Here is an 18,176-nt window from a genome sequence, read left to right as displayed (position 1 = left end):
GTTGTTAACAAAAAAAACGTAATCTCCCCATGAAGATTATCGAATGTCCCCGCGACGCCATGCAAGGCCTTACTACGTTCATACCGACGGCAATGAAAGTTAAGTATATTAACCAGTTGCTGAAAGCAGGGTTCGACACAATCGATGCGGGAAGCTTTGTATCGCCCAAAGCCATCCCCCAGCTGCGCGACACGGCCGACGTGTTGAACCAATTGGACATGTCCAACACAACATCGAAGCTGCTCACCATCGTGGCCAACACCCGCGGTGCCGAAGAAGCCTCGACATTTGCGTCGGTGACCTACATGGGCTTTCCCCTCTCCATGTCCGAAACCTTTCAACAACGCAACACCAACAAGTCGATCGCCGAAGCCTTGCAGACGGTGGAAGAGATCAATGCCATCTGCAAGCAATCGGGCAAAACGCTGGTGACCTATATCAGCATGGGGTTTGGAAATCCCTATGGCGATCCCTATAACGCCGCGCATGTGTCAGCGTTTGTAGACAAGCTCATGACCCTGGGGGTTGCCATTGTGAGCCTGGCAGACACCATTGGTGTGTCAACGCCGGCAAACATTCGCGACTTGTTCACCACATTGTCGGCGCGCTATCCCAATGCCGAGATCGGTGTGCATCTTCACGCTACACCGCAGACCGCCCGCGAAAAGATTGAAGCGGCCTACAACGCTGGCTGTCGCCGTTTCGACGGCGCCATCAAAGGTTTTGGTGGATGCCCTATGGCCGACGATGCCCTGGTGGGCAACCTGGCCACCGAATCCATCCTGGCGTTTCTGAATGAAAAAGGCGTTGACACCGGCATCCGCCCATCCGAATTCAACGCCGCCCTCCAACTGGCCGACGAAATATTTCCAAAGCACTGAAAATATTACTTCCACCCGACGAGCACGCGTTTATCGGTTAACTTTGTTTAAAATCGATATTATGAAGCGTTTAGGTTTTATTCTTCCCGGCTTGCTGTTCTTCTCCGTTCTCGTGCAGGCTCAGAATGCCAAAGAGCTTACCCAGAAAGGGCGCGAGCTCTATGAGAAACACGAATTCATGGAGTCGCTCTTGAACCTGAACAAAGCGCTGGAGATAGATCCGAACTACGCACCGGCCTATTTTATCCGCGGCAACATCAAAGACAACTTTGATGATCGCCACGGCGCCATGAAAGACTATAACACGGCCATCGAGAAGAACCCCAAGTTTGCCGACGCCTTCTTTGCCCGCGGCAACGTGAAGATGAAACTGCAGGATTATTATGGCGCCATAGCCGATTTCTCGTCGGCCATTGGCATCAACGAAAATTATATTGAAGCCTATTTCAATCGCGGAAAAGCCAAGCAGTTTTTGCAGGCCTATGAAGACGCCATCAATGATTGTTCAAAGATCATACAGATCAATCCCCGGAATGTGGATGCGTATTATATGAGGGGAATTCTGCGCATCGAATTCGGCGACATGAAAAACGGTTGCCTCGATCTGAGCAAAGCCGGCGAGCTTGGCGATTTGAAAGCCTATGAGGTGATCAAAGAGAAATGTAATCAGAAAGATCAGGGACAATAAGCGTTGCGCATCACTCCAGCAGCTTATAAACTTTTCCCGGCAACGGGGCCAGCACATTTTTAAATTCCAGCCCCAGCAACACAGACGCCAGACGGCCAATGGCAATGCCGGTTCGCCAGCCAATGTCGTCGATGGCGAGTTGCCGGTTGTTTTCCAATAATACTTTTATCACTTCCTGTTCGTCGGCGCTATAGGCGTCTGCATCGAAGAACATTTTCTTTTTCTCCGGCTGCGTGCCCACACTCCAGTTCATGATGTATTCCAGGTCTTTCACCGACGTGAGCAGGTTGGCTTTGTTCGATCGTATCAAGGCGTTGCAGCCCTCGGAGAAGCGCTGGCCGATGTTGCCGGGAAACGCGAACACATCTTTGTTGTAGCTGTTGGCGATTTCTGCCGTGATGAGTGCGCCGCCTTTTTCGGCTGCTTCAATAACGATGAGCGCGTCGGAGAGCCCGGCGATGATGCGGTTTCGGGCTGGGAAGTTGTGTGCGTCGGGCCTTGTGCCAAACGGATTTTCGGTGACGAGCCCGCCGTGCTTCAGCATCTTTGTTGACGTTTCGGTATGCGAGGCAGGATACATAACGTCAATGCCGCTTCCCATCACGCCCACGGTAGCCATATTGTTTTTCAGCGCCTGCCGGTGTGCTACAATGTCGATGCCATAGGCGAGGCCGCTCACAATGAGTGGTTCGTGTGGTGCCAGGTCAAGCATCAGTTCTTCCACCAGTTTCTTTCCATAGGGCGTGGCCATGCGTGTGCCCACGATGCCTATGGTTTTGGATGTTTCAAAGTTGATGTTGCCTTTGCAGTAGAGCAGGGAAGGAGCATCGGCGATTTGCTTGAGACGTGATGGATAATTTTTATCCGTGAAGAATGCCAGTGTCACGTCTTCTTTCTGGGCGCGTTGCATCTCTTTTTCTGCATCCGAAAAAGGCTTGCCAAGGCGAATGCTGTCGGCCGTCACTGCGCCAATGCCCGGGATCTTCATGAGTTTGCCTCGCGGTGTTTTGAAAACCCTTTCGGCCGAGCCGCAATAGCTTATGAGCTGGCGAATGAGCTGATTGCCGATGCCGGGAATGAAATGCAGGGCAAGCAGGGAAAGTCTGTTCTGATCCATACAACAGATAGATAAAGTGAGGAGGATCTGAACAAAAAAACCGAAGGGTTTTCTTCGGAATAGGGTGATACTTAAATGCTGATTTTAATGCAGTTTTTCGCGAAGCTCAACGAGGAAACCACGAACTCTTTTGAGTGAGTCGATAAATTCCATATTGTCGCGAACGGCTTGTGTATCGTTACGCAACATCTCCTTGGCGCCTTGCAGGGTGAATCCTTTTTCTTTCACCAGGTGATAGATCGTGCGAACATGATCGATGTCCTCCTTGGTGAACTGGCGATTTCCCTTTCTGTTTTTCTTAGGCTTGATGAGGTCAAACTCCGATTCCCAAAAACGGATGAGCGATGGAGCCACGCTAAACATTTCTGCAACTTCTCCAATGGAGTAGTAAAGTTTTTCTATTTCCTTTTCCTTATACGCCATCTTATTGAGCAAGGTAAGTAATTAAACCATTCTCGGCAATGCGAATCGGAGATTCAGGAAAATCTTTTTTTGTCAGTTCCTGTATCTTCTTAATCACCTGATTTTGAGGATCAACTTTCACGCCAGAGCCATAGGTTTGATAGGTGGGTGTGATCTTTCCTTTGAAAAACTTTCCGTGCGGGTCGGTATAAAGTTTTATGATGGGTGCCAGACCATTCACACCGGAGACACTGATTCCCCGATAGGTACAAAAATTCCCCATGCTGTAGGCAATGAATCGTTCTTTATAGACTTCAACGGCCCGTGTAACATGCGGCCCGTGGCCAAACACCACGTCGGCTCCGGCGTCGATGAGTGTGTGTGAAAACTTATATACGTCGCCGCGGTTTTCGCCGTGAAAGGGTTCGATGGCCCGCGGAACATTTTGGTATTGAGCTCCTTCGGCGCCACCATGAAACGACACAATCACGATGTCACAAATGGAATCGAGGTGAGCCACCAGTTTTTTGGCGCCCTCCAGATCGTTCAGGTTCACGCAGCCTGTGTTGGGCGCAAAAGCCACCAGGCCATAGGTGATGCTGTCTTTGGTGAGGAGCACATATTTCTGCACCAACTGTCCGGCGTGTTTGATGCCCGCCGTGTCTAGTGTTTTCATGGTGCTCTTCCGCCCGGTTTCGCCAAAGTCGCCGGCGTGGTTGTTGGCCAGGCTCATCATGTCGAAGCCGGCGCGTTGCAGGTTCTTCACATAACGCACCGGTGTGCGAAACACATAACAAACTTTTGGATCGCGGCAGGTCTTTGGTGTCCCTCCTGCGTCGAGCAGTGTTCCTTCCAGGTTGCCAAAGGTGATGTCGGCATCGTTGAGGTAGGGCTCCACGTCTCTCATGAGGAATGCGCCGTCGTCGGCAGGCAGCATGCTTTCGGGGTAGCTCGTTCCCATCATGATATCGCCCACACCTACAATGCTCACCGTGTCTTTTGCCGGAGTCGGAATTGACGGTGGCCTAGAGATGGTCGTTGTGTCTTGCGCACGAAGGGCGGTTTGGATTAATACGAGAGCTGACAGCAGAAAAATGCGCATGGGAATTTGGAACGTATAACGTACCTGCAAAGAAACGGAGATTTAAGAAAGCAACAAGCGAAATTCAGCGAAGCTGTCACCCTTTTAACGTGCACGTCACGAACAATTTTCAGGGATCGTGCGAAAATCAATCCAACACCTTGGCGTCGATGCTTCCGGCTTCGATGAGGCGTTCATATTCTTTGTTGTTGAGGTCGCGCTGGAAGAAGTTGATGGGGTTCACGTGCGAACCCTGGAACAACACTTCATAGTGAAGGTGAGCCGAAACTGAATTTCCCGTGCTGCCCACATAGCCAATCACATGACCGCGTTTGATGACGTCGCCTTCTTTCACGGCAAAGCGTGACAGGTGGGCATAGCGGGTTTCATAGCCATGGCCATGTTCGAGGTAGATCACGTTTCCGTAGGAAGCGGAGAAATAGACCATAATCACTTTGCCATCGCCCGTGGCATAGACAGGCGTACCGTTGTCGGCCGCGAAGTCGAGACCTTTGTGATCCATGTAGCGCTTGAAAATGGGATGGAAGCGACTGCCATAACTCATGTGAAGCCGCTCCAGCTGTTTGTTGTTGATGGGCTGTATGGCCGGGCGTGATGCCCACATGCTGACGCGTTCTTTTAAAATGGAGTTGAGTTCTTTGTAGGACTGCACTTCCACGTCTACCGTGTGCTTCAGCTTTTCCAGGTTTGCATAGCCGGACATCACACTGGGATAGTCTTTGATGTCTTCGGTATTGAATTTCTCGCTGCCGCCCACACCGCTCTGGCGTATTTCGGGCGACAACGGGCTGGAGTCGAGGATGACGCGATAGTTTTTGTCGTCGCGATCGATCAGCGTATTCAATTCCGCGTAGGCGGCCTGAACGCGTTCTTCCAGAATTTGCCACTCCACCTTGAGCGTGAGATTTTTCTTCTTGAGAATTTGTTCGTCGAGCGAGTCGAAGTTTTTGCTGTAGCCAAAATAAAATATACCGCCCAGCACGAGGGAGAGTGTGATGAAAATGGCGATCTGATCCTGCAACGCTTTGCCCCTCAAATACCAGGGTTCGTATTTACACGTCTTCGGATTATATCGGTATTTGATTTTGCCCATTAGTCCAGCGACTGGTTTTGTTTGGAACTTAGTTTCAGCAACACGGCGTGCTGTTCACTGGAGAGTCCTTCCATCAGGTAACGGGCCGGGTCAACGGGTTCGCCGTCGCGAATCACCTCATAGTGAAGGTGAGGCGCAATGGAGCCACCGCTGCTGCCCACGGTGCCGATGGTCGTTCCCCGGGGAATGGTTTGGCCACGCTGCACTTTGATTTCGTCGAGGTGGGCATAGCGTGTCACAAAGCCGTTGCCGTGGTCCACGTCAACGTAGTTGCCATAGCCGGCTTGAACCGACGTGCGGCTCACGGTCACCACTTTGCCTTTTGCTGTGACAAACACTTCGGTTCCCCGCGCTGCTGCGAAGTCCACACCGGGGTGATTGTATTTTCCTTTATGAAAAGGATTGATGCGTTCGCCGAATCCCGACACCAGCAGGTCCAACTGTGTGTTGGCCACGGGTTGTGTCGAAGGAATGGAACTCATCAGGTCCAGTTGATCTTTTGAAATGTGGATGGTGTTGCCAAACGAGAGGTTGGTGTTGGCTGAGGTTTTGCGAAGCGCTTCCGATTTGGAGCGCAGAATGTCCATCAGGTTTTTGAATCCCGACGCATCGGCCAGAAGAATTTGTTCTTTCGAAAGAGTGGAAGGAGTGGCCTGCGACTGCGGAAGCTCGGAGTTAAATACCTTGGCATACAAGGTTTTATCTTCCGATTTCAAATTTGACAACGTGCTTTCGATGGCCGCCAGTTGTTCTTCTAAAACAGGTTTGTGCTTTTCAAGTGTTTTGTTTTCGGCACGAAGGGCCTTTTCGGTTTCCGACTCCATCAACGAATCGTGCACGGCAATGATGGCACCGCAGAACACAAGGCCCAGTGTAACCAATCCGGCGACATACCACAGGATATCCTTCACACTCCAGCGCGCACGCTCGTACTGACAGGTTTTAGGATTGTAGTAATACTTGAAATTCGACATCAGGTTCGAAGACGTTACGGGTTTAAGGTGTGTTCAAGCCAGAAAAAAAACTTCGAAACCTGCTTATTCTCTGTCATATGCGCTTAATTTTGTGGCTTGCCGTATTTTTTTGCGGGCTAATATAGTAAAAATCGTAACGTTCAAAATTTTTAAACCACACAAACAGGTAATGGACTCGGGTTCGATCAGACGGAAGTTTTTAGATTTTTTCGCCTCCAAAGGCCACACTATCGTGCCTTCAGCGCCCCTGGTGCTGAAAAACGACCCTACACTGCTCTTCACCAATTCGGGCATGGTGCAGTTCAAGGACTATTTCCTGGGCAACGCGGTGCCGAAAAGCCCGCGCATTGCCGACACCCAAAAGTGCCTTCGCGTGAGTGGAAAGCACAACGACCTGGAAGAGGTGGGCATAGACACCTATCACCACACCATGTTCGAAATGCTGGGCAACTGGTCGTTTGGTGATTATTTTAAGAAAGAAGCCATCGCGTGGGCCTGGGAACTGCTCACGGTAGAATATAACCTCCCGAAAGATCGCCTGTATGTGAGCGTGTTCGGCGGCGACAAGGACGACAACCTTCCGTTCGATCAGGAAGCGTTCGATCTGTGGCGGTCGTTTGTGAACGAAGACCGTATCATTCAGGGCAGCAAGAAAGACAACTTCTGGGAGATGGCCGACCTGGGACCGTGTGGTCCTTGTTCGGAGATACATGTGGATCTGCGCTCGGATGCCGAGAGAAAGGCTACACCTGGTCGCGACCTGGTGAACAACGATCACCCGCAGGTGATCGAGATCTGGAACCTCGTGTTCATGGAATTCGAACGCTATTGGAATCCACAGAAAGGCGGATCGGGCGAGATGCTGCGATTTGACCTCGACTATAAAGGAGAGGATAAGAAAGCGGCACGCGAAAAGCTGCGATCCAACCTGACCCTGCTCAAACCGCTGCCCAACAAAAACGTTGACACCGGCATGGGGTTCGAACGTCTGTGTCGTGCCATCAATTTGGTAAGTTCCAACTATGACACGGATGTTTTCACGCCGCTGATCAATCACATTTCCGAACATTCAAACATTCCCTACCAGAACGCAACAAACCTCACCAATCCCAAACAAAACAGCAGCGAGAAAACGGATATCGCCATGCGTGTTATTGCAGATCACGTGCGTGCCGTTTCGTTTGCTATAGCCGATGGACAGTTGCCTTCAAACACTGGCGCGGGCTATGTGATTCGCCGCATTTTGAGAAGAGCGGTTCGCTACGGCTATTCATTCCTGAACTTCAAAGAGCCTTTCCTCTATGCGCTGATGCCCGTGCTGGCACAACAAATGAAAGATGTGTTCACCGAACTGGATGCACAGAAAGATTATGTCAGCAAAGTGATCTTCGAAGAAGAGACTTCATTTCTCCGCACACTCGACAAAGGCCTGAAACGCATTGATGGCATGGAGAGCGAACTGGTGAATAAAACCGTGAGCGGCGAGCAAGCCTTTGAATTGTACGACACGTTTGGATTCCCGCTTGACCTCACGTCGTTGATCGCACGCGAGCGTGGCTTTGCCGTGGACGAAGATGGTTTTAAAGTAGAGATGTCCAAACAGAAGAACCGTTCCAAGGCCGATGCGGCCAAAGAAACGGGCGACTGGATTTTGGTGGGCGAAGATCAGAAGCCGGAATTTATTGGCTACGATCACCTGGAGTCGGAAGTGAAAGTGGTGAAGTATCGCAAGATGAAGCAGAAGAACAAAGAGCTGTTTCAGTTGGTATTCGACCGCACGCCATTCTACGCCGAGAGCGGTGGGCAGGAAGGCGACACGGGCTTCATCGAGAATCCCAACGAGAAAATAGCGATCACCGATACCAAGAAAGAAAACGAACTGATCGTCCATTACGCTGAGAAGCTTCCTTCGAATATGGAAGTGGAGTTTCATGCCACTGTCGACAAACACAAACGTCAGCTGAGCATGGACAACCACTCCGCCACGCACTTGCTACACGCTGCCCTGCGACAAGTATTGGGCAAGCACGTGGAGCAAAAAGGATCGCTGGTGAACGACAAGATTCTGCGCTTTGACTTCTCGCATTTCGCGGCCATGACGGCCGAAGAAATCCAGAAGGTGGAAGACATCGTGAACCGCAAAGTTCGCGAGAACATAACTCTCGACGAAAAACGGAATGTGCCCATCGAGAAAGCCAAGACCCTGGGTGCGATGGCATTGTTTGGCGAAAAATATGGAGACTTTGTCAGGGTAATAACGTTCGATCCCAAGTTCTCGGTCGAGCTTTGTGGAGGCACGCACGTGTCGTCTACCGGCCAGATCGGGTTGTTCAAGATCGTGTCGGAAAGCTCGGTGGCGGCCGGTGTTCGCCGCATTGAAGCGATCACGGCCGAAGAAGCAGAACGCTTTGTGCGGGAATCGCTTGACGTACTGGATCACGTGAAGACGCTTTTTAAAAATCCCAAAGATCTTATCGCCACAACAAAAAATCTGTTGGACGAGAAGCATGCGTTGGAGAAAAAGCTGGAAGTGTATCAGCAGGAGCAAGCCAACCAATTGAAAGACAAGCTTGCATTGAAAGTGGTGAAGCAGAATGGCTACAGCCTCATCATCGAAAAAGTGTCGGTCCCCACGGCCGACGCATTGAAGAATATTGCCTACGGACTGCGCAACCAATTTGACGATTTGCTGATGATCCTCGCGGCCGACGTTGATGGGAAACCCCAGGTATCTGTGATGATCGGCGAGAAATTGGCGCAAACCAACACCTATCATGCAGGCAACATGGTGAAAGAATTGGCAAAGGAAATCGACGGCGGTGGGGGAGGTCAACCCTTTTTCGCGACAGCCGGTGGAAAGAACTTAAGCGGTTTGGATGCCGTTACTGAAAAAGCACGTAAATTGATAAAGTAATTTGCGCGGAGTGCCGAAAGAAGTGCCACGCAAGTAGTATTGAATTTGATCCTCATTGTAAAAAAATGTTAAACACAAACCATTATGAATGTTATGGAAAACAAATCGAGGATCGAAGAATTACTGGCAGAGTCGTTGATCAAATTTGACCGGCTTGCAGAAAAGGTGGACGGGTTGAATGGCAAAGTGGACAGGATGAATGAAAACGTGGACGAGGTGAATGAAAAGGTGGAGGGGTTGAATGAGAAGGTAGATAACCTGAAGGAAGAAGTTTCTGACCTGGGAAGTGATTTGAAGGGTAGTCTGACGCGTGTAGAAGAACGGTTGATGCGCGTTGAAAACCGGATCGTGCGCGTTGAAGGTCGAATGGGAAACGTGGAAAACAGATTGGATAAAGTTGAAAATCGGTTAGGGAACGTTGAAAACCGATTGGGAAACGTCGAAGGCGGAATGACCCATGTTGGAGGTGAATTGGTGAAACTCAACCTGGTTTCGTCGCAAAATTCCCTCTCTTTAATGGAGCTCGCCAAGGACCGCGAACGAATTGATCGTCTGGAAAAGACAGTTTATAAATAGAAAGTATTGATCCTCATAAAATAATGTTTAACCTGAAAAATATGGACGTTATGGAGAATCAATCAAGAATTGAAGAATTGCTGGCGGAGTCGTTAAGAAGATTCGACCGGCTTGCGGAAAAGGTGGATGGCCTCAGTGAAAAGGTGGAGAATATTAAGGTTGACCTCAAGGGAGAAATATCTGTTTTGAGGGATGACCTGTCAGGCAGATTGGCGCGTGTTGAGGGTAGACTGATCCGTGTTGAGGGACGGTTGACCAATGTTGAGGGTGAACTGGTGAAACTCAATCTGGTTTCGTCGCAGAATTCCCTCTCTTTGATGGAGCTCGCGAAAGACCGTGAACGAATTGATCGTTTGGAAAAGACAGTTTATAAATAACAAATTGAACAGAGCACGCATCCGACACGGTGAAGCGCGCTCACAAACAGAATACATGGAGAAGTCTATCAGAGATAAGTACATCGCCGTTATTGGTCTCGAGGTTCACGCGCAGTTGCTGACCAAAACGAAAATCTATAACAGCGATTCGGCCGAATATGGCAGCTTGCCGAACACCAACGTTGGGGTAATTACTCTTGCACATCCCGGCACCTTGCCAAAGCTGAACAGGAACGTGGTGGAGTATGCCATCAAGATGGGCCTTGCGTGCCACTCCAACATCACTCGGTTCAACATCTTCGACCGAAAAAACTATTTCTATCCCGATCTTCCGAAAGGATACCAGATCACACAGGACCGCACACCAATCTGCGTGGGCGGCTATGTAACGATCAACACAAAAGACGGCGAACGCAACATCGAGCTACACCGCATCCACATCGAAGAAGATGCGGGCAAGTCGATGCACCTGGCGTCCGAGCCTGACACGCTGGTGGATTTTAACCGGGCCGGGGTTCCGCTGATTGAAATCGTGACACAGCCCGACATTAAAACCTCAGACGAAGCCTACGCCTACCTCACCGAGGTGCGGAAGCTGGTGCGCTACCTCGACATTTGCGATGGCAACATGGAAGAAGGATCGTTGCGCTGCGATGCCAACATCTCTGTGATGCTGGTGGGGGCAAAAGAATTCGGAAAGAAAGTGGAGGTCAAAAACATGAACTCCATTCGCAACGTGCAACGCGCTATCGATCACGAGATTGAACGCCAGATCGAGGAAGTTGAAAAAGGCAACCACATCTTTTCAGAAACAAGAACCTTCGACGCCGGCACAGGCCTTACCTATGGCATGCGTACGAAAGAAGAGCTGAACGACTATCGCTACTTCCCCGATCCTGATCTCAGCCCGCTGAAAGTATCGGAAGAATGGCTGGAGAAAATCAAAGCCTCTATGCCGGCCCTGCCCCGCGATTTGTATAACAAATACATTAAAGAGTTGGGACTGCCCGAATACGACGCGCAGGTGCTGACCGACACCAAAGACGTGGCCCTCTATTTTGAAGAAGTTTGTAAGCTCACCAAAAATTACAAAGCCGCATCAAACTGGGTGATGGGTCCCGTGAAATCCTATTTGAACGAACTCAACCTGTCGGCCGATGAATTTCCTGTAACCCCGGCGGTTTTAGTGGAGCTCATGGACCTGGTGGACGGCAATAAAGTCAGTTTCTCGGTGGCCTCACAGCGCGTGTTCCCCGAGCTGCTGAAAAATCCCAACAAGTCGGCACTTGAAGTGGCACAGCAATTGAACGTCATTCAGGAGAGCAATCAGGACGCCCTGTTGCCGATCATCGACGAAGTGATAAAAGAATTTCCGCTGAAAGTGGAGGAGTATAAGAATGGCAAAAAAGGCATCGTAGGCATGTTCATGGGCGAGGTGATGAAACGCAGCAAGGGAAAAGCCGATCCGAAAGTAGCCAATGCACTGATAACTAAAAAACTGGAAGAAGTATGAGGAAGAATGTGAAACAGATGAACATGGTGAACCAGACGTCATCTACTGTCGGGAGAAATACTTCCAGCATGCCGCCGCTGAAACGGTCGGCCCTGGTCTTCCTGTTGTTTGCTATTTCGTTCTCGTGTTCGTTTTCCTCGAAGGAAGGAAACAGCGCCGTGGCTGCAGACGCTCCCGGCGCCACCTGGACGGTGATCGTGACTGGCAAGGTTGGGTTTCCCCAGCAAGGTCAGATCGTGATTCAGGAAATGAAGAACGGCGGTTCAGGCTGGCAAGACACCATCACCCTGAAGAGCAACTACACCTTCTCCAAGAAAGTGCCGCTGTCACAACCGGGCTACTACAAGATCAACTTCTATGGACGTCAAACTGTCGATATCATTCTCTACAAGAGCAACCTGGAGGTGAATGTTGACGGCAACGATCAGAATGGATTTGCCGATGTGAAGGGATCGCCCGAGATTGATGTGATCCGGAAAACGCAGGCAATTTTGCGCAGCGCAGAATCGTCGCCCGTGATTGCCAAGCTCAATTCCGATTTTCAAACTGCCGTTCAGGCTCACGATCAGGAAAAGATCGCCGCGATCCAGGAAGCCTACATGACAGAGATCAAGAAGAGCCACGATCAGATAGCCGACCTCATGCGCAAGGAGCCTCCATCGTTGGGCGTCATCAACTTGCTGCAAGGTGGATCGGTGCTTGACAAGGATCAATACTTTGACGTGTATATGGCTGTTGCCGACAGACTGAAAAAGGAATGGCCGAACTACGATCACGCGAAAACTTTTGTCACGCTCGTGAACACCATGAAGAGCATTGCCATCGGTCAACCCGCTCCAGAAATTGCTTTGCCAGACACAACCGGCCAGGTCGTGAAACTGTCGTCGATGAAAGGCAAATATGTGCTGGTTGATTTCTGGGCAAAGTGGTGTGGCCCGTGCCGTCAGGAAAACCCGAATGTGGTTCGTGTCTTCAATAAATTCAAAGACAAAGGATTTACCGTGTTTGGTGTTTCGCTCGATCGCCGCAAGGAAGATTGGGTGCGCGCCATTGGTGAAGACAATCTTACGTGGACACACGTTTCGGATTTGAAATACTGGCAGTCGGAAGCCGCCAAGACCTACAACATCACCGGCATTCCTTTTTCGCTCCTGCTCGATCCTAAAGGGGTCATCATCGCGAAGAACCTTCGTGGTGCGGCGCTGGAGAAAAAGCTGAACGAAATTTTCAATACCAAGTCAAATTAGGATGAAGCGCATACTGCTGGTCCTGGCGCTGCCCTTTGCGCTGCTTTCGTGCGGTCGTAAGGAAGAGAAGAAGCTCACGCCCATTTCCTATGAGATGAAAACGTTTCGTGTGGAGTCTAAGATCCACTGCAAAACAGATTCGCTGTGTGCGTTCTATCAGGTCAGCTATCCGGCATTCACGGGGTTAGATACTACCGTGCTTGCCATACTGAAGAAAGACATCGACAGCTCTGTGTCGATGGGCAACCCGGAAGCCGAAGGAAAAACCATGGAACAGATTGGCGCGGGATTCATTCAGGACTATGAAGACTTTCGCAAAGAAATGCCCGAAGTGCCGGGCAGCTGGAACTACAAAGCAAATGTGACGGTAGAGACATTGACCGATAGTTTGCTGAGTCTCTCGGTACAGGAAGAGTATTATACCGGTGGAGCCCATGGCGGCTACGGCATCTACTACATCAACCTCAATCCACGCACCGGCGAAGAATTCACGTTAGAGAATTTGCTGAAGCCAGGTTTTGAAGATCCCCTCACGAAAATAGGCGAAAAGATTTTCCGTAAGGTGCGTGAGCTTTCGGATACGGCCTCGCTGAATGCAAGCTACTTTGAATTTCCCGACGACAAATTTCAGTTGAACCGGAATTTTGGTTTCAAAAAGGAAGGCATCGTGTTCTACTACAACAGCTATGAAATTGCGGCCTACGCTTCAGGCCCCACGGAAGTGCTCATTCCCTATGAGGAAATAAAGGACTGGCTTAAACATTAAGCCAGTCCTTTGTTTTTTAGAACGACACAAACTCAGTTTTATATCCGACAAACGAAACCGCGAGTTGCCCGTTGGCATTGCCTACGTCGATCACAAATTTGCCATGATCGTCGGTGGTGGTGCCGCGTGTGCTGCCGCTGATAATGACATTAGAGCCCTTCATGGGATTTCCCGATTCATCCAGCACCGATCCTTCTACAAGCGTTTTTCCTTCGCGGCGAACGGTTTGAAATGTAACTTTCAAATCTTTCTCGACCGCCGTCACACGCGGCGCTTCGGGCTTACCTGCGTTTAACCGGAACGCGATGGGCAATACAAATTGTTGACGAACGGCTTGTCCGCTTTGTTTTCCAGGAGTCCAATTGGGCAGGAGTTGGGCTACGCGCAACGCTTCTTTGTCAAGCTGCGGGTCAATACCTCTCTTGATCTCGAAATCGGAAAGCGAACCGTCTTTGTTGACAATGAAGCCTACAAACACAGTGCCTTCGATGCCCTTCATGCGGACGTCGCTGGGATAGGAGATATTGGTGCTCAGCACACGCATCACCGTTTCGATGCCTCCCACCGGCTCTGCGGCTTGCTCCACAATGGTGAAGACCTCGCCACTCTTAGAGGCTTCGCTGATTTGTCGCATTTCATCTTTGTACTCTACGATCACAAAATTCCGGACAGGCTCTGACGGACCTGCCGTGGGCTTTATGACGTTCATCGATGCAATGGATTGATCGCCATGGGCCATAAGGTCGTCATAGACCGACTTCATGCTTTCCAGTTTGGCTTTTCCCTGTTCGTCAACTTCAATGATAACGAACTTGGCGTTGGGCTTTTCCTTTTGCAGGGCGTCAAATTTGGCCTGCACTTCTTTGGGAACATCGAGGGCCATGGTCGAGGTCTTGGCGACTTCTGTGGCATCGGTCAGAACCTGGTCCTGACATGCCACAGCGAAAAAGAAGCCGGCCACAATAACGACAACGGCGGCTACTTTCCACACACGCATTTTCTTTTTGATGGTTTTCATCATGATAATTCTTTTTAAGGTGAGTGAATTGTTAAAGTGATTGGCGAGTCTGAAGTCGGCCGACATCAAAGCAACCTTCGCCAGGAGATTGCAATATTGGTTCACGTCATGATGCTCTACCGCCTGTGCATCGGCTTGAAACTCATGAACGTTGATGAATATCTTTTTATAGAAGTACAGCACCGGGTTAAACCAGAACGCGATGCGCAGCACTTCGAGGAACAGTATGTCGATGGAGTGGAAATGATCGGCGTGAACACGCTCGTGTCGCACAATGATGGCGCGGTCTTCTGCCGACAACGCCTCGGCATTTCCTATGAAAATATGATTGAAGAACGAGAAGGTGGGGAAGGGGCCATCAAGTTCCGTGATCTTGTATTTGCCCGTTTGTGAATGCACATTGGCCTTTTGCAGGTGACGTGCAAGTTGAAACGCCTGCCACAAAAAACGCATCGCGAACAACGCCACACCGGCAAGGTAGAGCCACGACACCACCTGCCATACATTTATGGAAGGCGAGGCATCCACGGGCTTGGCGCCATAGCCCACCACCACAAATTCAGGAAGCCAGTTTGGCGGAACGATTTGACCCAGTGAAGGGATGGCGCTCTGCGCTGTGGCCACCGTGAACACAGGGAAAAGAACAGCCACCAGCAAACTGCCCAGCAAATAGGTTCGCTTGAAAGCAAAGTTGGTTTCACTGTTCAAAAGCAATACATACAGGAGCAGGAAGAGCACCAACCCGAAGTTGGCCTCCAGCAGATAGTTGATGTAGCTGTTCATGGCTATTGTTTTTTTAGTTCATTGAGAATTTTTTCAAGTTCTTTTACATCCATTTTATTTTCCTTCGCGAAGAAGGACACCAGGTTCTGAAACGATCCGTTGAAGTAACCTTTGAGCAGGTTGTTGAGATAGAACTTCGTGTACTTCTCTTTGGTGATCAGCGGAAAGTATTCATGTGTTTTGCCGTAGGCTTTGTGGTCTACAAAACCTTTTGTTTCGAGGATGCGCACAATGGTGGAGATGGTGTTGTAGGCCGGTTTGGGCTCGGGCATCTCTTCTACGATGTCTTTCACAAACCCTTTTTCCAGTTTCCACAATATCTGCATCACCTGATCCTCTGCTTTGGTCAGTTCTTTAAGATCCTTCATTGACTATGTATTTAGGTATAAAACTAAAACTTTAGTTATACGAAAGCAATATCTGTTCGAAAAATTTTTTTGCCGTCCGTTCCATCTCCATTCGATGCGGCCGAACAGCCGCTCAACCGAATCCAACAACCACGGCAAACCATCATCGTTTCGCAAAACGAATTCTTTCTTGGTATTTTAGGGGCTCATGCTCAACGGCAACGACTATTTAAAGGAAGTACAGAAGTTCACCACCAGTCAGTACTGGAGCACGGGCGTACGCATTACGGCGGGTGTGATGGTGCCCACGCTAATTCTTGCCCAAACCGACTCGCTCATTCTGGGGCTTCCCTTTTTGTGGGGCGCGCTCTTTGCCAGTCTTACTGACGCGCCGGGTCCTATACATCATCGCAGGAATGGGTTGATGGCTTCTGTGGCCTTGAACACGGTGACGGCGCTAGTCACGTTGTTGCTGCGCGAGCATGCAGCGCTGGTGTTGACAGAGGTGGTGGTGTTCTCATTTTTGTTTTCGCTGCTGGGCGTGTATGGTGCACGGGCCAGTGCGGTGGGCACGCTCGCCCTCATCATCATGTTGTTGAATCTGGTTCCAGGGCGTGTGGAGCAAAACAGTTTTTATGTGGCCGCCCTCATTGCCGGCGGAGGAATATGGTATACACTCTTTAGTTTACTGCTCTATCGCTTGCGGCCCTACCGGCTGGCTGAGCAGGCTATTGGCGAAATGCTCATCGCCATGGCCGACTTCATCCGGGCACGGGGAGCTTTGTATAAAGATGGCGCCGACGTGAATCGCTGCTTCACGCTGGTGATGGAAGAACAGATCAAGGTGATGAAGAGCCAGGATCAAACCCGCGAGCTCCTTTTCAAGACACGGCAATTTGTGATGGACGCCAGCCCCAAGAGCCGGAGCCTGATGATGCTCTTTCTCGATGCCGTGGATCTTTTCGAACATTCGATCTCTTCCTATCAGGATTATAATCAGCTTCATAAGAACCTGGACGGCACTGATCTGCTAAACAAGTTCTATGGCGCCGTGCTTCAATTGGCGGCCGCGATGGAATATGTGGGGTTGTCTATTCAACGCGGTGCAGAGGTGAAGCGCGACCTGGATCTTATTCCGATAACCAGTGCGTTGCAGGATGCATTGCGCGTGCACCAGGAGAAGGCGGTGGAGGGAAGCACAAAGGAAAGCCTTCACGCGCTGGAGAAGACTGTTGCCAACATCCAAAGCATTGTGAACCGCCTTCACCGCCTCGTGGTGTATACACGTTTGCAGGTGGACATCGACAAAACAAACACCGGCAGCGAAACAAACAAAACGTTGGTTGGGCATCCCATCGACTGGCAAACGTTTCGCGAAAACCTCACGCTGCAGTCCAACGACTTTCGCCATGCTGTGCGGCTCACGGTGGCGATTCTTGTGGGGTTCAGCATATCGGCCTACTTTTCGTTGCAGCACATCTATTGGGTGCTGCTCACCATCGTCACCATTCTGAAGCCGGTCTACACGGTGTCGCGGAAACGCAATGCACAACGTTTGTTGGGAACGCTCACGGGGGCGGTAGCGGCCACGGGCATTCTGTTTGTTATTCACGGCAACACTGCGTTGCTGGCCATCATGATTTTTTGCATGGTCATCAGCTACAGTTTGCTGCGGCTAAATTATTTCGGGTTCGTCCTGTTTCTCACCATCTACATTGTCATCACGTTTCACTTTCTCTATCCCGTGGACCTCAACACCATGGTGAGAGAGCGCATGCTCGACACACTGGTGGGCTCCATCATCGCGGCCCTTGCGTCGCGCTTTGTGTTGCCTACGTGGGGACGGCAGGAGATTGAAAAGAACATGCACGACATGCTGGTGGCCAACGAGGCGTTCTTCAACACTACCTGGAAATACCTTCTTGATCCGACGTCCCCCAAAAGCGAATATCGGGCGGCGCGTCAGAACGCGTTGGTGGCGCTGACCAACTTGTCTGACAACTTTCAACGCATCCTCGCCGAGCCAAAAGAATTGGGACAGTCCACACTCATCCACCAGTTTGTTATAGCGAACCACATGCTTACGGGGCACATCACGTCGTTGGTCACCGACAAATCGTTTAACGTGACCCTGAACAAGCCGGAGTTGGAAAATCTGGCGCAGGCCATCCGCAGCGAACTCAACCAAAGTGCTGTGCTAACGGAAACCCGCAATCTGAAACTGGCAAGCGAAGAGAAGACCGACAACGCGATCGTGAATCAATCGCTGAATCCCCTTTCAATACTATATTCGCTGGTGCGCGACATTCGAACCATCACCGAAAAACGCATCAAGAACGAAATTGTGAACCGACAACACTAGCGTGTATTAATGCTGT

The 18,176-nt window shown here is 50.3% G+C and carries 16 protein-coding genes; 9 read left to right on the top strand and 7 right to left on the bottom strand.

The window, feature by feature from the left end; genetic code table 11:
- The first annotated feature begins 29 nt into the window (after window positions 1-29).
- Window positions 30-881 carry a hydroxymethylglutaryl-CoA lyase gene (locus JI741_RS21360; RefSeq protein ID WP_202013273.1) on the top strand — a complete coding sequence of 284 codons (852 nt, stop codon included), beginning with the start codon at window positions 30-32 and terminating at the stop codon, window positions 879-881.
- 61 nt (window positions 882-942) lie between these two features.
- Complete coding sequence (locus JI741_RS21355; RefSeq protein ID WP_202013271.1) at window positions 943-1,569, top strand: tetratricopeptide repeat protein; 627 nt, start codon at window positions 943-945, stop codon at window positions 1,567-1,569.
- A gap of 10 nt (window positions 1,570-1,579) precedes the next feature.
- Here the strand turns inward: JI741_RS21355 and dprA are convergent, their stop codons facing one another.
- From dprA to JI741_RS21330, 5 genes are all read right to left on the bottom strand, one after another.
- A complete protein-coding gene (gene dprA / locus JI741_RS21350; RefSeq protein ID WP_202013269.1) occupies window positions 1,580-2,686 on the bottom strand; it encodes a DNA-processing protein DprA in 1,107 nt (368 codons plus the stop codon).
- An 84-nt stretch (window positions 2,687-2,770) separates the two neighbouring features.
- Window positions 2,771-3,109: a MerR family transcriptional regulator gene (locus tag JI741_RS21345; RefSeq protein WP_202013267.1), complete on the bottom strand. Its 339-nt coding sequence runs from the start codon at window positions 3,107-3,109 to the stop codon at window positions 2,771-2,773.
- Window position 3,110: 1 nt separating this feature from the next.
- Window positions 3,111-4,190 (bottom strand): CapA family protein, encoded by a 1,080-nt coding sequence (locus JI741_RS21340; protein WP_202013265.1) that lies wholly within the window; start codon window positions 4,188-4,190, stop codon window positions 3,111-3,113.
- A 127-nt stretch (window positions 4,191-4,317) separates the two neighbouring features.
- The gene (locus tag JI741_RS21335; protein ID WP_202013263.1) at window positions 4,318-5,283 is read right to left on the bottom strand and encodes a M23 family metallopeptidase; all 966 of its coding nucleotides are present in this window, start codon (window positions 5,281-5,283) and stop codon (window positions 4,318-4,320) included.
- Window positions 5,283-6,257, bottom strand: a complete 975-nt coding sequence (locus tag JI741_RS21330) for a M23 family metallopeptidase (RefSeq protein ID WP_202013261.1) — start codon at window positions 6,255-6,257, stop codon at window positions 5,283-5,285. Before JI741_RS21330 ends, JI741_RS21335 begins: the two co-directional genes overlap by 1 nt.
- 169 nt (window positions 6,258-6,426) lie before the next feature.
- On the opposite strand from JI741_RS21330, the gene alaS reads away from it, so the two are divergent.
- From alaS to JI741_RS21300, 6 genes are all read left to right on the top strand, one after another.
- Window positions 6,427-9,171 (top strand): alanine--tRNA ligase, encoded by a 2,745-nt coding sequence (gene alaS / locus JI741_RS21325; protein WP_202013259.1) that lies wholly within the window; start codon window positions 6,427-6,429, stop codon window positions 9,169-9,171.
- Between the two features lie 84 nt (window positions 9,172-9,255).
- Window positions 9,256-9,747 (top strand): coiled-coil domain-containing protein, encoded by a 492-nt coding sequence (locus tag JI741_RS21320; RefSeq protein ID WP_236676208.1) that lies wholly within the window; start codon window positions 9,256-9,258, stop codon window positions 9,745-9,747.
- Window positions 9,748-9,797: 50 nt separating this feature from the next.
- A complete protein-coding gene (locus JI741_RS21315) occupies window positions 9,798-10,124 on the top strand; it encodes a hypothetical protein (protein WP_202013255.1) in 327 nt (108 codons plus the stop codon).
- A gap of 55 nt (window positions 10,125-10,179) precedes the next feature.
- Entirely contained in the window at window positions 10,180-11,637 is a 1,458-nt protein-coding gene (gatB, locus tag JI741_RS21310) for an Asp-tRNA(Asn)/Glu-tRNA(Gln) amidotransferase subunit GatB (protein WP_202013253.1), read from the top strand.
- Window positions 11,634-12,884, top strand: coding sequence for a TlpA disulfide reductase family protein (locus tag JI741_RS21305; protein WP_202013251.1), 1,251 nt, complete (start codon window positions 11,634-11,636; stop codon window positions 12,882-12,884). The genes gatB and JI741_RS21305 overlap by 4 nt, the downstream gene beginning before the upstream one ends.
- Before the next feature lies 1 nt (window position 12,885).
- On the top strand, window positions 12,886-13,650 hold the full coding sequence (locus tag JI741_RS21300; protein WP_202013249.1) for a DUF3298 and DUF4163 domain-containing protein: 765 nt from the start codon (window positions 12,886-12,888) through the stop codon (window positions 13,648-13,650).
- A 16-nt stretch (window positions 13,651-13,666) separates the two neighbouring features.
- Here the strand turns inward: JI741_RS21300 and JI741_RS21295 are convergent, their stop codons facing one another.
- Together JI741_RS21295 and JI741_RS21290 are read right to left on the bottom strand one after the other, a co-directional pair.
- Window positions 13,667-15,451 carry a TonB family protein gene (locus tag JI741_RS21295; protein ID WP_202013247.1) on the bottom strand — a complete coding sequence of 595 codons (1,785 nt, stop codon included), beginning with the start codon at window positions 15,449-15,451 and terminating at the stop codon, window positions 13,667-13,669.
- 2 nt (window positions 15,452-15,453) lie between these two features.
- Window positions 15,454-15,819 carry a BlaI/MecI/CopY family transcriptional regulator gene (locus JI741_RS21290; RefSeq protein WP_202013245.1) on the bottom strand — a complete coding sequence of 122 codons (366 nt, stop codon included), beginning with the start codon at window positions 15,817-15,819 and terminating at the stop codon, window positions 15,454-15,456.
- Window positions 15,820-16,006: 187 nt separating this feature from the next.
- Between JI741_RS21290 and JI741_RS21285 the strand changes: the two genes are divergently transcribed.
- Window positions 16,007-18,160 (top strand): FUSC family protein, encoded by a 2,154-nt coding sequence (locus JI741_RS21285; RefSeq protein ID WP_202013244.1) that lies wholly within the window; start codon window positions 16,007-16,009, stop codon window positions 18,158-18,160.
- Window positions 18,161-18,176 lie beyond the last annotated feature (16 nt).

The organism is Chryseolinea lacunae (genome assembly GCF_016735595.1).
In the GTDB taxonomy this organism is placed as follows: Bacteria; Bacteroidota; Bacteroidia; order Cytophagales; family Cyclobacteriaceae; genus Chryseolinea; species Chryseolinea lacunae.
Note: the sequence above shows the minus strand (reverse complement) of the source record. Positions and strands in the feature narration are given on the sequence as shown.